At 62.5% G+C, this 12,918-nt stretch carries 12 protein-coding genes; 1 reads left to right on the top strand and 11 read right to left on the bottom strand.

Going from position 1 to position 12,918, the window contains the following annotated elements; all coding sequences use genetic code 11:
• Position 1 precedes the first annotated feature (1 nt).
• The 11 genes from GMO_RS00320 to GMO_RS00270 all read right to left on the bottom strand — a co-directional run bounded on the left by GMO_RS00320 (position 2) and on the right by GMO_RS00270 (position 11,534).
• Positions 2–1,528: a glucoamylase family protein gene (locus GMO_RS00320; protein ID WP_245528395.1), complete on the bottom strand. Its 1,527-nt coding sequence runs from the start codon at positions 1,526–1,528 to the stop codon at positions 2–4.
• Between the two features lie 174 nt (positions 1,529–1,702).
• Positions 1,703–2,500, bottom strand: coding sequence for a xanthine dehydrogenase accessory protein XdhC (gene xdhC, locus GMO_RS00315; protein WP_008850222.1), 798 nt, complete (start codon positions 2,498–2,500; stop codon positions 1,703–1,705).
• 1 nt (position 2,501) lies between these two features.
• Positions 2,502–4,880, bottom strand: a complete 2,379-nt coding sequence (gene xdhB / locus GMO_RS00310; protein WP_008850221.1) for a xanthine dehydrogenase molybdopterin binding subunit — start codon at positions 4,878–4,880, stop codon at positions 2,502–2,504.
• Complete coding sequence (xdhA, locus tag GMO_RS00305; RefSeq protein ID WP_008850220.1) at positions 4,873–6,333, bottom strand: xanthine dehydrogenase small subunit; 1,461 nt, start codon at positions 6,331–6,333, stop codon at positions 4,873–4,875. Before xdhA ends, xdhB begins: the two co-directional genes overlap by 8 nt.
• A gap of 280 nt (positions 6,334–6,613) precedes the next feature.
• Entirely contained in the window at positions 6,614–6,943 is a 330-nt protein-coding gene (locus GMO_RS00300; protein WP_040507302.1) for a hypothetical protein, read from the bottom strand.
• A 255-nt stretch (positions 6,944–7,198) separates the two neighbouring features.
• Positions 7,199–8,155 (bottom strand): ABC transporter ATP-binding protein, encoded by a 957-nt coding sequence (locus tag GMO_RS00295; protein WP_008850218.1) that lies wholly within the window; start codon positions 8,153–8,155, stop codon positions 7,199–7,201.
• On the bottom strand, positions 8,152–8,373 hold the full coding sequence (locus tag GMO_RS00290) for a hypothetical protein (RefSeq protein ID WP_040507301.1): 222 nt from the start codon (positions 8,371–8,373) through the stop codon (positions 8,152–8,154). The genes GMO_RS00295 and GMO_RS00290 overlap by 4 nt, the downstream gene beginning before the upstream one ends.
• Positions 8,355–9,305 carry an ABC transporter ATP-binding protein gene (locus GMO_RS00285; RefSeq protein WP_008850217.1) on the bottom strand — a complete coding sequence of 317 codons (951 nt, stop codon included), beginning with the start codon at positions 9,303–9,305 and terminating at the stop codon, positions 8,355–8,357. The genes GMO_RS00290 and GMO_RS00285 overlap by 19 nt, the downstream gene beginning before the upstream one ends.
• On the bottom strand, positions 9,295–10,278 hold the full coding sequence (locus GMO_RS00280) for an ABC transporter permease (RefSeq protein ID WP_008850216.1): 984 nt from the start codon (positions 10,276–10,278) through the stop codon (positions 9,295–9,297). Before GMO_RS00280 ends, GMO_RS00285 begins: the two co-directional genes overlap by 11 nt.
• A complete protein-coding gene (locus GMO_RS00275; RefSeq protein ID WP_139064330.1) occupies positions 10,275–11,213 on the bottom strand; it encodes an ABC transporter permease in 939 nt (312 codons plus the stop codon). The genes GMO_RS00280 and GMO_RS00275 overlap by 4 nt, the downstream gene beginning before the upstream one ends.
• Positions 11,214–11,348: 135 nt before the next feature.
• Positions 11,349–11,534, bottom strand: coding sequence for a hypothetical protein (locus GMO_RS00270; RefSeq protein WP_008850213.1), 186 nt, complete (start codon positions 11,532–11,534; stop codon positions 11,349–11,351).
• A gap of 307 nt (positions 11,535–11,841) precedes the next feature.
• On the opposite strand from GMO_RS00270, the gene cysK reads away from it, so the two are divergent.
• Positions 11,842–12,837 carry a cysteine synthase A gene (gene cysK / locus GMO_RS00265; protein WP_008850212.1) on the top strand — a complete coding sequence of 332 codons (996 nt, stop codon included), beginning with the start codon at positions 11,842–11,844 and terminating at the stop codon, positions 12,835–12,837.
• Positions 12,838–12,918: the final 81 nt, after the last annotated feature.

The raw sequence follows: 12,918 nt of genomic DNA, 5'->3' as shown, positions 1-12,918 counted from the left end.
TTCAGAGCGCCTTGTTGGCCTGCGCCGAGGCGGTCGTGGTCTTGAGCCATCCGCCTTGGAAGCCGGCTTTCTCCAGACCGGCGCGCAGATAGGGGTTCTTTTTCATGACGTTCCAGACGAAGCCGCTCCGCCAGTTTTCCGTCATCAGCAGGATTGGTCCCTGATCGATGGAGAGCTGCTGGCCATCAACCCAGTAGCTGTCCCTGTCCTTGAAGGACGGATTAAAGGAATCCACGAAGCCATACTGGTTGTAGATGCGCTCACCGTAGCGCGCGCGCATTTCCTTCAGGGCCGGCAGGGCGATTTCCGGAGCAAAGGCGATGGACCCGCCAGCGGCCGTGGGGGCGATGGTGCCGTCATCCAGAACGTAATCGCGCCCGGCGCCGCGTGCGCTATAGGCAAGGTAATGGCGCTTGCGTCCGTCATAGACCTGCTGCGCGTCTCCGGGTCCGTCACAGGCTGTCAGGCCCCAGATCGTAGCGCTGTAATCCTTCCAGTCGCCAGGATTGGCTCGGGCATAGGCCTGCTGTGCGTAGGCGGCTTCGCGGCCGTTCATAAAGTAATCGACGTTATGCTGACGGCTCCAGCCATCCTGGATTCCACGGAAATCCACCCAGGATTCACTATACTGGTGCCCAAAGAGCGGCGCGAAGTTCAGGAGCTTGTGTCCTTGGAAATCACCCCACTGCCCGTCATAGGTCGCTGTCCATGTCTTCCACGTTTCGGCGGGAAGGGAATGCGTGGGGGATGCAAGGGCCTGGAGATAGATAATGAGCCCTTCGTTATATCCCTTCCAGTCACTCTGAAGGAACTGGTTGGGCGGCATCCATCCCATGCTGAGCCAGGGACCATGTGCCTTCATCCATGTCCAGTTGACGCGGCGGTAAAGCCTGTCCGCCGTATCGCGGATTTCCTGCTCCTGCGGGGTGTCCTGATCGTAATAGGACTGTGCGAACAGCACGCCCGCCATCAGCAGCGCCGTATCGACGCTGGACAGTTCGGACCAGTCCGCCACGCGCAGGCCGGTATTGGAATCGAGGAAGTGATAGAAGAAGCCGTGATAGCCGGCGGCGCCCATCTTCTGGTCGTTCTGCGGCAGACCGGCCAGAAAACGCAGCGTGGTCAGCGTCCGGTCCACGGCCTGCTGGCGGGTGATATAGTTGCGCTCCACGCCGATACCGTAAGCGGTCAGGCCGAAACCGACACCGGCGATGCTGGCCGCACCATTCGGCAGCGGCGCGCGGTCCGGGACGAGGCCGTTCTTCGGGTTTGCGGTGTCCCAGAACCAGTTGAAGGTCCGGTGTTCCAGATCATCCACAAACGCCATGTCTGTGGCCTTGAGGGTCGAAGGCGTCAGGGGAGAAGTCAGGCTTGCCCGCTCACTGGTGGCTGCTGCGGCCTGCGCGACGGGTGCCAGTCCCACATGAACCGCCATCGCCGCAAACCCTGCTTTCAGGAGGCGGCGCCTCGACCGCAAGACTGCTGAAAAAATACGCCCCCGGAAGGACACCTGCTGAGGTTCGACCATGCTCATGCGCTCAGCATAAGCAGAGGTAACGCGCGGCGCGCATCACCTGTTACATCACAAAATCGTTACATCTATTTTATGAAATAAAATCAGGGAGTTCCTGAAAAACACGTTCGCCTGATCGCTCTTGAATTGGTTACGAAAGCGCTCATGAATCGCTTTATCATAGCGAAATCAGCTGTTTTCGCAAAGCATTTCCGACGCCACTTCCGCCGTGACCAGTGCGGCGATGATGTCCGGCCGCTTGTCGCGCACGCCGAAATCCCCGATCGGACAGACCAGGGCGTCAATCCTGTCCTGCGGGATGCCGATCTCGCGAAAGGCGCTCTCGAAGCGCTTCCGCTTTGTTCGCGACCCGATCATGCCGACATACCGCAGGTCGCCCCGCGCCAGTGCGGCGCCCGTAATCAGGGCATCGAGCGTATGGCTCTGCGTCAGGACCAGCACACCCGATCCAGCGGGCGCGGCGTCCAGCGCCTGCTCCCAGTCCGTGGTCACATGTGCTTCCACATAGGGCGGGACCGGACCGAATTCGTCCTGTCGCGGGTCAAGCCAGAGCAGCCGCAACGGCAGGAGCGCCAGCGATTTCGCCAGCGCACGGCCCACATGCCCGGCCCCGAACAGCAGAAGCTGCGGCAGTTTCTCACGCTCCAGAAGAGCATTGCGCTCCAGCGCCTCCAGATCCTGCACCTGCTCGATCCGGATGGTCACCGCCCCGCCGCAGCACTGGTTAATGGCTGGCCCGAGCGGAACATGCCGGTCCACGGATGGGCCGCCCGTGGCCAGAAGGGCGCGTCCTTCCGCCATGCAATCCCATTCCAGACGGCCGCCACCGATCGTCCCGACCTGCTCCGTCGCAGTCAGGAGCATGTACGCTCCCGCCTCGCGCGGGGTGGAACCCCTAGCTTCAATGACGGTCAGACAGACAACCGGCTCATCCGTCGCCCGCCAGCGCCGGATGCTGTCCAGCATGTCAGGGCCCTTCTGGCGGCAGCTCGCCCCGGAGCCGCATGGCGGTTTTCAGCACCGTCTCCGGCGTAGCGGGCGCATCCAGACGCGGGCAGGTCCGGTAGTCGTCCAGACTTGCAAGAGCGTCTGAAATGGCCTGCAGGACCGCAACACCATGCACGAACGGTGGCTCTCCCACGGCTTTGGACCGGAAGATCGTAGCCTCCTGATTGGGTGCGTTTTCCAGAAGCTGCACGTTGAAAATCCGTGGCCGGTCGGAACAGGCCGGGATCTTGTAGGTGCTGGGTGCATGGGTCCGCAGGCGCCCAGCCTGATCCCAGACCAGTTCCTCCGTCGTCAGCCAGCCGGCTCCCTGCACGAAACCGCCTTCGATCTGGCCAATATCAATGGCCGGATTGAGAGATTGCCCGGCGTCATGGAGGATGTCGACGCGATCAATCGTATTTTCCCCGGTCAGAAGATCGACCGAAACTTCCGCGCAGGCGGCGCCATAGGCGAAGTAATAGAACGGCCGGCCCCGGCCCGTTTTCGCATCCCACGAGATCTTCGGCGTCTTGTAAAACCCGTTCGCGGAGAGGGAAACGCGGGCGAAATAGGCCTGCCAGGCGAGCTGCTGGAAGGTCATGAGGTCCGCGCCCACCCGAACGCCATCGGGCAGGAAGTGTATCTCGTTTTCAGGTACGTTCCATTTCTCCGCCGCGAACGCGGTCATGCGCGTCTTGATGCGCCGGATGGCGTCCAGCACGGCCATGCCGTTCAGATCCGCTCCGGAAGACGCCGCCGTGGCGGACGTGTTGGGGACTTTCCCGGTTGTCGTAGCCGTGATGCGGACACGATCTTCCGTCAGGCTGAACTCCCGCATGGCGATCTGCACCATCTTGGTATGGAGCCCCTGCCCCATTTCCGTGCCGCCGTGGTTCACCTGCACGGAACCGTCCGTATAGACATGCACGAGCGCGCCGGCCTGATTGTAATGCGTAGCGGTGAACGAAATTCCGAACTTCACCGGCGTCATGGCGATGCCACGCCGGATATGCCGGCTTGTTGAGTTGAACACCCGGATCTCCGCCTTACGGGCCCTGTAGTCACAGCGGTCCGTCAGTTTTGTCAGGATGTCCGCCGTGATCGAGTCCTCGACCGTCATGTGATATGGCGTGATGTTGCGCGTTCCCGTGCCATACACGTTGCGCAGGCGCACCTGTACCGGGTCCAGCCCGGTCGCGAACGCGATCTCCTCGATCACGCGCTCCGCCGCCACGATCCCCTGCGGGCCGCCAAAGCCGCGATACGCCGTGTTCGACTGTGTGTTGGTCCGCAGTGCTTCGGAGCGGAAGCGGACATCGGGGTAGAAATAGGCGTTGTCGGCATGGAAGAGCGCACGATCCACGACCGGACCGGAGAGGTCAGCCGCCCAGCCACAGCGCGCGGCCAGCACCATGTCCACGGCACGGATGTCGCCGTCATCCGTGAAGCCGACATCATAGTCAATGACGAAGTCATGCCGCTTGCCGGTCGCCATCATGTCGTCATCGCGGTCGAGGCGGACCTTCGCCGCCTGCCCCGTCAGCTCCGCCGCTACGGCCGCCAGACAGGCCCAGGCATTGGCCTGTGTCTCCTTGCCCCCGAAAGCCCCGCCCATACGGCGCACTTCAGTCGTCACCAGATGATGCGGCCGGCCCAGGACATTCGCCACGAGATGCTGCGTCTCGGAGGGATGCTGCGTGGAGGACCAGATCCGCATTTCCCCGGCTTCCCCCGGCTGGGCCAGGGCCGACTGGCTCTCCAGATAGAAATGCTCCTGACCACCGATCGTGATGCGGCCGGACAGGCGGCGCGGTGAGGTCTCCAGTCCCTTCTCCGCTTCGCCACGCTGCATGACCAGCGGACGCCAGACCAGGTCACTGCCGTTCGCCCGTGCTTCGGCCACGTTCAGAACGGCCGGTTTTTCCTCGTATTCGACCTTCGCCAAACGTACGGCCCGGCGCGCGGCCTGACGCGACGTTGCCACGACTGCAAACAGGATCTGCCCCCAGAACCACACATGATCCGTCGCCAGAAGGGGCTCGTCATCCGCATGAACCGGGCTGATCTGGTTGTCTCCGGGAATATCCGCAGCCGTCAGCACTCGCACGACGCCCGGTGCGGCCCGGACGGCTTCCAGATCCATCGAGACGATCCGTGCATGGGCCTTCGTGCTCAGACCGGGCACGACATGCAGCATGCCCTTCGGCTCGGGCAGGTCGTCAATATAGTTCGCACGTCCCGTTACATGCAGCATGGCGCTCTCATGCTTCATGCTGGTCGAGGCCGCCCCACGCACGAGCGTCTCTTTCACCGGAGGCACGGGTTTCGCGATCGGCGGGGCCGTCATTTCATCAGACATGCGCCAGCCCTCCCGTCCGGGCGAGACGCGCCTGCGCCTGGCCGGTCGTTTCCTCGAAGAAACGTGTCAGCAGGTTCGCTGCCACTGTGGACCGGTACCAGGCACTGGCCCGCATGTCGGTCAGGGGAGAAAAATCAGTGGCGATGGCGGCCCGTGCCGCGTCCAGCGCCGCTTCATCCCACCTCCGTCCGAGGAGCGCCGCTTCCGCCGCGCCGGCCCGCTTCGGGGTCACCGCCATTCCGCCAAAAGCCAGCCGGGCCGTGGTGATGATCCCGTTCCCGTCCGTCTCCAGCAGGAATGCCCCTAGGACGGCGGAAATATCCTGATCGAACCGCTTGGACACCTTGTAGGCCCGGAACTGCGCCCGGGGCGACGGCGCGGGGATCGTCACGGCTTCCACGAATTCGCCTGGCCGGCGATCCTGCCTGCCATAGGCGATGAAATAGTCTTCCAGCGGCAGGGACCGTCGCTCCGCACCCAGCCGCAGATGCAGCGTCACGCCGGCGGCAATGAACATCGGTGGCCCATCCCCGATCGGCGAGCCATTGGCGATGTTTCCGCAGACCGTGGCACTGTTGCGCACCTGCGTGGAGCCGAGGCGCCGGATCATTTCGCCCGCATCCGGCAGCAGGTCCGCAATGGCAGGCTGTGCTTCCTGATAGGTAACAGCCGCGCCGATCCGCAGCCCTTCCACCGTGCGGTCCATCACGCGCAGTTCCGGCACCCGTCCGATCGCCACGACATGCTTCAGCTGCCGCATGCCTTTCGTCACCCAGAGCCCCACATCCGTGGCGCCTGCGACGATCGTTGCGTCCGGGTCCACCACCAGCGTCTCGGCCAGTGCTTCCACCGAACCGGGGACCGTCAATGTCGCATCCGCGCTTTCGAGCCGGACTGTCGCGCCATCCTGAAGGGCTTCGAGCCGTCGGGTGATGGCGTCCGCCTCCTCGTCAAAGCGGTCCGGTCCGGCTTCCATGGCCTGACGCATCGCTCGAACGATGGGGGCATATCCTGTGCAGCGGCAGAGATTGCCTGCCAGCGCGTCATTGATGGCGTCGTCTTCCGTCGTGGCGCCCGGCGCCTTGCGGTAAGCGGCCATGGACATGACGAATCCCGGCGTACAGAAGCCGCACTGGGAGCCATGCTGCTCGACCATGGCGGTCTGAACCGGGTGTGGCTGCTGCGGCGTGCCGAGATCCTCGATGGTGAAGACCTGCGCGCCATCCAGCATCGAGACGAACTGGATGCAGGCATTCACCGCGCGCCAGACCAGCCGCCCCTTGTCCAGACGCATGACCAGTACGGTACAGGCTCCGCAATCGCCTTCGTTACATCCTTCTTTCGTGCCGGTCCGGCCACGGTCACGCAGCCAGTCCAGCAGGGTCAGGGTCGGAGAGACATCCGCAAGCGTGCAGAGCGCATCCCCCAGATAAAAACGGATCGACTGACGCATTAGAAACGCCCTCCGGGCCAGAAAGAGGAAGCGGTATGACAGTGGACAGACTGTAGGAAATTCAACGGCTGACCTTGCAGGGATGAAGCAGCCCCATCTGATAACCGGAGCAGGGGCGTGATATTGCCCCGGCATGGGCGTTGCCGTCTATATCCAAGTTCAGCACAAACCGTTGCCTTTTTGAGGTCGGGGTAGAGCGCGTTTTCGAGGACACAACAAAAAAAGCGCCCCCCGAAGGGAGCGCCTTTTTCCTGCACCGAAAAAACCGGAGAATGGTCCGTCAGTTGCCGCCGTTCGAATCACCGTCACGGTTTTCGTGATGACCGTAGCCTCCGCGTCCACCGCGATCATCGCGGCGGTTGCTGTCGTCGTTACTATTGTTCTCATCGCCATGACGGCCATGATGATGACCTCGGCCGCCACGGCTGTTGTCGTTGCTGTTCCCGTTGTCGTCACGATCACCGCGTTCATGATCGCGGTGACCGCCGTGGCCTCGGTCGTCGTTGCTGTAGCTGCCGTTCTGGTCATCGGAAGGGCCATGACGCTCTGCATGGGCCAGAACCGGAGAAACGGCGCTCAGGGCGGCAAGAAGAAGAAATGCTTTTTTCATGTGTTCACACCTTGCATGTCATTACCAACTGGTTCTGCAAGAATGCGCCCGTGCTGCTTGAATGTCCAAGAGCGGGAAGCCTCTTTCCGTTCCGGAACCATTATAAACGAGGGTTTTTCCGTCTGTTCCATTTCACAGTGTTTCACTTCGCGGACAGAAAAACAGGGCTAAACTGCAACTGTCTGTTTTCCATACCTTCGTATTGTAAGGAAATGTATCTTATCTTTGATAATGATTGCATTCGCTTCTGACAGGTCATTCTCCGTCCGGCGCGGAAGGCGTCCACACGGGATAATGACAGGCTACCCTGCGCCGTTCTGTCAGGAGACGCAGCTCCGGTTTTTCCCGTGTGCATCGTGGCTGCGCAAGGGGACAGCGTGTGTGAAAGTGGCAGCCGGACGGAGGATTGACCGGGCTGGGAACATCTCCCGCCAGAGGGAGGGGAAGTGGACGGTCCGGGCGGGGAACGGCCTCAAGCAGGGCACGGGTATAGGGATGGGCGGGTGCGGCCAGCACCGCCATGGTGTCTCCCTCCTCCACGATCCCGCCCAGATACATGACGGCGATCCGGTCCGCCATCTGCCGCACCACGGCCAGGTCATGGGAGATGAACACGCAGGACACCCCGAGCGATGCCCTGAGTTCAGCGAACAGATTGACGATCTGCGCCTGAACGGAGACGTCCAGCGCGGATGTCGGTTCATCCGCGACAATCAGTTCCGGGCCCAGCGCCAGCGCACGGGCAATGTTCAGACGCTGCCGCTGGCCGCCGGAAAATTCCCGCGGATAGCGGCTTGTCACAGTGCGGGAGAGGCCGACCTGACCCAGCAGTTCCCCCACCCGCGTAGCAATGTTGCTCCGGCCGTGAATCCGCAGCGGTTCAGCCAGTGCATCCCCTACGGTCCGGCGCGGGTTGAAAGAGGATGATGAATCCTGAAACACCATCTGCATCCGGGGACGCAGGGGCCGCAGCGCCCGGTCGGACAGGCCGGCTATCTGTTGCCCGTCGAACAGGATGTCTCCACCCGTCGGCCGGGTCAGACCGACCAGCATGCGGCCCAGTGTGGATTTTCCGCAGCCTGACTCGCCCACCAGCGCCAGCGCCTCGCCCCGTTTCACGGTCAGCGACACATTGGACACGGCTTTCAGTGTGCGCTTTCCAGCCAGCCGGTAATGCTTTTCCAGGCCGCGCGCTTCCAGCAGAACGCTCATCCGCCCTCCGCATTCCTGTGAACGGTCACGCCCGTCGCGTTCCGGAGACCGGTCATGTCTGCGGGACGGGTGGCGCGCATGGCCGGTTTCTTTCCTATTGGCATACCCTGTCCACCGCATTGACCTGAAGGCCGTACCGGCCATTGCCAGACGCCAGGCGAGGGTGCGGAATGTGTTCCCGCTGTCTTGGGCTGTCCCATCATGGCCACAGCACGCATGCCACTTTCCGGCCTCCTGCCCGCTCCCGCAGGGCGGGGCGCACCCTGCAGTCTTCCCGCACAAAGGAACAGCGCGGCGCGAAGACGCAGCCATCAGGGCGGTTCTCCGGCGTGGGGGGCTGGCCGGGAATGGTTGGCAGGACCGACGGCCGGGGGCCGTCCAGCGGCGGAATGGCGGCCAGCAGAACCTGTGTATAGGGGTGGAGGGGATCACGCAGCACATCAGCCACGGCACCGGCCTCCACCACAACACCGGAATAAAGGACGGCCACATGCGTGCAGGCCTGCGCCACGACGCCCATGTCATGTGTAATCAGCACGACGCCGGCGCCCTCCCCACGAATGCTCCGGAGCAGCGTCAGGATCTGGGCCTGTACCGTCACGTCCAGCGCCGTTGTCGGCTCATCGGCGATCAGAAGCACGGGGGAGCAGGACAGCGCCATGGCGATCATCGCCCGCTGCCGCAGGCCACCGGATAACTGATGCGGATAGCGCCGCGCCGCCAGATGCGGATCCGGCACTCCCATGCGCCCGAGCAGTTCCACGCTCCGCGCGCGCGCCTGCCGGCGGCTGACGCGGCGATGCAGGCGGATCTGTTCGTCGATCTGTGCCCCTATGGTCCGGACAGGGAGAAACGCGGTCATTGGATCCTGAAAGATCATGGCCATCTCCGCCCCCCGCAGGCGACGCCATACTTTCTCCGGCAGGCCCAGAAGCTCCTGCCCCCTGAAGCGGATGGCGCCGGACGGCTTCAGTCCCGGCAGAAGCCCCATGATGCTCAGCGCCGTCAGACTTTTGCCCGATCCGGACTCTCCGACGACACCGAGCGCCTGCCCCGCCTCCACCGACAGGGTGATCTCCTCCAGAAGCCGCCGCCCATCCGGCAGATCCAGCTTCAGCGCATGGAGATGAAGCAGCGGTTCAGCGCCCATGCGATCCCTCCGCGATCCGCGGGTCCAGCAGGGCATAAAGGCCGTCCACCAGCGCGTTGGCAATCACGACGAAAATGGCCGCATACATGACCGTTGCCATAATGAGCGGCAGATCGAGCGTCGCCAGAGCCTGATAGGTCAGCCGCCCGACACCCGGCAGGGCGAACACGACCTCCGTCAGCAGCGCGCCACCTCCCAGAAGCTGCGCGAAATCCAGTCCGAACAGCGAAACGTAACTCAGCCATGACAGGCGCAGACCGTGCCACAGCCAGACGCGCACAGGGCCGGCTCCCTTGGCCCGCGCCGTGCGGATGGCGTCTTCCCCCATCGCCGTCAGGAGTTCGGAGCGCAGGACGCGCGCATACAGGCCGATGAATGAGACTGCGAGGGTCAGGGACGGCAGGAACAGCGCCTTCGCCCAGCCTGCCGGATCGCGGGAAAAGGGTATGTAGCCTAGAGGAGGAACCCAGCGGAACAGCCATGTGTCGTGCCAGCGGCTCTGGCTGAACAGGTTGACGACTTCGCCCAGCCAGAACACGGGCATGGACAGCCCGATCAGACCCAGCACCATCAGGATCCGGTCTACCCATGTTCCTCGCGTAACGGCCGCGACGATGCCGAACAGCAGCGATCCGCTCACCCAGAAGGCAGCCGACCACACCACCAGCGATAGCGTGACGGGCGCGGCCGCAAGGACTTCCGGCACGACAGGCTGACCATGATTGACGAAGGACGTGAGGTCCCGGCTGACAAACAGCTTTTCCATCATCCTGACGTACTGGACAGGCAGCGGACGATCGAAACCGTAATCCGCCCGTATGCGCGCCACCACCTGCGGGCTTGCACCCCGCCCCGCGATCCGGGCGGTCGGGTCTGCGCCCGGGGTGGCGAAAAAGATGCTGAACACCAGAACCGAAATCCCGAAAATGACCAGCAGCATCTGTCCGATACGGGAGAGGAACGCGCCCATCATCCCGCCTGTCCCCGTCCGTCAAGGTGGTCTCGCAGGGCGTTGCCAAGCACGTTCAGGCACAGCACCGTCACGACAATGGCGAGGCCGGGCGCAATCGCCACGGCCGGACGCGTATAAAGCAGGCCTTCTCCATCCTGGATGATCGTGCCCCAGGAGGCGGCTGGGGCCTGCACACCAAGCGACAGGAAAGACAGGGACGATTCCGCCAGCAGGCAGAGCGCCATGACAAGCGGAGCCAGCACCACCATGGACGGCAGCAGGTTTGGCAGGATCTCCCGCATCACGATCCGCAGGTCGGATGCGCCCATCCCCCGCGCTGCCGTCACGAATTCCGCCCGCGACAGGCTAAGGACCCGCGCCCGCAGCGGACGCGCGGCATAGGGAACGTAAACGAGGGCGATGATGCCGATGGGAATGAGGAAATTGTCCGCTCCGATCGTCACCGGGCCCAGATGCAGGCCATGCCCCACCGTGACGACCGACAGGGAGATGGCGAAAAGATAGACCGGGATGGCCCACAGCATGTCGAGCAGCCGGGAGAGGAGCAGATCCACCCATCCGCCGAAATATCCGGCGCAGATTCCCAGCGTCCCAGCCAGACACAGGCACAGCAGCGCGGCGCAGGAGGAGATCAGCAGTGAACTGCGCCCGCCGTACAGGACACGGGCCGCCACGTCCCGCCCCTGTGAATCCGCACCCAGCATGTAGGGACCAAAGCGCCAGTCAGGCCCGATCGGCGTCAGGCCAAGATGGAGCGGATTGTCATCCGGCTGCATGAGGTCAACGCTCTGCTCGTTGCGCTGCGTCATTCCGGCGATATTGGAAGAAAACGGGTCCACCCCGACGGCTGAAGCATAAAGCGGAGCCCCCAGACAGGCCAGCAGGACAACCGCCAGAACCAGGGCCGCCAGCAACGCGCCTCCGCGCGCGTTCATGCCATGGATGATCCGCAGAACCCTGTCTTGCCGCACACACGCTCCCATTCCGCCACACCGGCTTCATGCCATTCTACAGCAGGAAGACGCCCGGACAGAAGGGGGAGGATATGTTTGCGGAATGATCGCGGGGGATCAGACCCGTCTCAGGGCCTGGCGGGCCACCTGATGACGCAGGACGGCCAGATCAGGCAGAATTTCGTTATGAAGCGCCCTGACACTCTCATGTGCCGCATAGAAACGCCGCACGCCGGAGGCACTTACGAGAATGGCCACTCCGAGGAAGACGCCATTGATTTCGATGACTGTTGAACCAAGCATGATATCGAGCCTTTCTGAAAACCCGACATCCAGTCGGGGATTAACGCGACGGGAAGAAAACTTCCCCGGAAATCCGGACGGGGCAGCGCTGGGGCTGCCTGCTACACATTCGACACATCACTTCAGGACAATCCTGTTTCGGTGGGTTTGAACATCTTCCTGATAGGCACGGGAAAAGGCCTCGTCAACATACAACTCCATGACATAGTTTTTATCATCATCATATTATTAATTACTATATATTATAGTTGTAATATTCCATACAGAATCCCCTCCCCTTTGTTTCCTCCTGTGATACAGGATCGCCATGAAAAAAACGGTTTCGCCCCCCCCTGCCCCGTTTGAAGGTTACGCTCCGCCGCGTGGCCGCATTTACAGTTCAATTCTGGAAACCGTGGGAGGGACTCCTCTCGTGGCTCTCCCGCGCCTGAGCGAACTTGAAAAGCTGCACGGGCGTCTTCTGCTGAAACTCGAATTTTTCAACCCGCTGGGCTCCGTCAAGGACAGGATCGGTGTTGCCATGCTGCGCCAGGCGGAAGCGGATGGTGTCATCCGCGCGGGCCAGACCACCCTGATCGAGCCGACATCGGGCAATACCGGGATTTCTCTCGCTTTTGCCGCCGTCGCGCTGGGATATCGTCTTGTGGTAACGATGCCAGAAAATGCGTCCAGTGAGCGGCGCAAGATGATGCGCATCATGGGGGCGGAAACGGAACTCACACCGGCGGGCGAAGGCATGGCCGGAGCCATTCGCCGCGCGGAGGAACTGCTGGAGACCCTGCCTCACGCATGGATGCCCAGCCAGTTCGAGAATGATGCCAATCCGCTCGTTCATGAAGAGACGACGGCTCGCGAAATCTGGGAGGACACCAAGGGCGAGGTCAATATGGTTGTCGCCGGTCTCGGAACCGGAGGAACGGCCTCGGGAATTGCGCATGGCCTAAAGAAACTTCGCAAGAACATCCAGGTCTATGGGGTAGAGCCGCGGGAAAGCGCGGTCCTGCATGGCGATGAACCCGGGCCGCACGGCATTCAGGGAATCGGCCCCGGTTTCGAGCCCGATACGCTCGATCTGAGGGCGCTGGAAGGCGTGATGGAAGTTTCGGAACAGGAAGCCATCGCCACGGCCCGTCTCTGCGCGGCGGAAGAAGGCATCCCCATCGGCATTTCTTCCGGTGCGGCTCTGCACGCTGGCATGACCCTGGCGCGGAAACCCTCCAGCAAGGGCAAGACCATCGTGGTCATCGCGCCCTCCTTCGCCGAGCGTTACCTGTCCACGCCTCTTTTCGACGGGCTGACATGATTTCTGGTAAACACTAAAAAACATAGTTATTTTAATAAATAGTGATCTGTGTTCGTTATTAATCCGACACGCCTTGCGTTC

It is taken from the genome of Gluconobacter morbifer G707 (genome assembly GCF_000234355.1).
Taxonomy (GTDB): domain Bacteria; phylum Pseudomonadota; class Alphaproteobacteria; order Acetobacterales; family Acetobacteraceae; genus Gluconobacter; species Gluconobacter morbifer.
Note: the sequence above shows the minus strand (reverse complement) of the source record. Positions and strands in the feature narration are given on the sequence as shown.

Excerpts from the sequence above, each read along its gene's own strand:
- GMO_RS00320 (WP_245528395.1), bottom strand. The coding sequence starts at position 1,528 with ATGGTCGAACCTCAGCAGGTGTCCTTCCGGGGGCGTATTTTTTCAGCA.
- xdhC (WP_008850222.1), bottom strand. The coding sequence starts at position 2,500 with ATGCTGGACAGCATCCGGCGCTGGCGGGCGACGGATGAGCCGGTTGTC.
- xdhB (WP_008850221.1), bottom strand. The coding sequence starts at position 4,880 with ATGTCTGATGAAATGACGGCCCCGCCGATCGCGAAACCCGTGCCTCCG.
- xdhA (WP_008850220.1), bottom strand. The coding sequence starts at position 6,333 with ATGCGTCAGTCGATCCGTTTTTATCTGGGGGATGCGCTCTGCACGCTT.
- GMO_RS00300 (WP_040507302.1), bottom strand. The coding sequence starts at position 6,943 with ATGAAAAAAGCATTTCTTCTTCTTGCCGCCCTGAGCGCCGTTTCTCCG.
- GMO_RS00295 (WP_008850218.1), bottom strand. The coding sequence starts at position 8,155 with ATGAGCGTTCTGCTGGAAGCGCGCGGCCTGGAAAAGCATTACCGGCTG.
- GMO_RS00290 (WP_040507301.1), bottom strand. The coding sequence starts at position 8,373 with ATGCGTGCTGTGGCCATGATGGGACAGCCCAAGACAGCGGGAACACAT.
- GMO_RS00285 (WP_008850217.1), bottom strand. The coding sequence starts at position 9,305 with ATGGGCGCTGAACCGCTGCTTCATCTCCATGCGCTGAAGCTGGATCTG.
- GMO_RS00280 (WP_008850216.1), bottom strand. The coding sequence starts at position 10,278 with ATGATGGGCGCGTTCCTCTCCCGTATCGGACAGATGCTGCTGGTCATT.
- GMO_RS00275 (WP_139064330.1), bottom strand. The coding sequence starts at position 11,213 with ATGAACGCGCGCGGAGGCGCGTTGCTGGCGGCCCTGGTTCTGGCGGTT.
- GMO_RS00270 (WP_008850213.1), bottom strand. The coding sequence starts at position 11,534 with ATGCTTGGTTCAACAGTCATCGAAATCAATGGCGTCTTCCTCGGAGTG.
- cysK (WP_008850212.1), top strand. The coding sequence starts at position 11,842 with ATGAAAAAAACGGTTTCGCCCCCCCCTGCCCCGTTTGAAGGTTACGCT.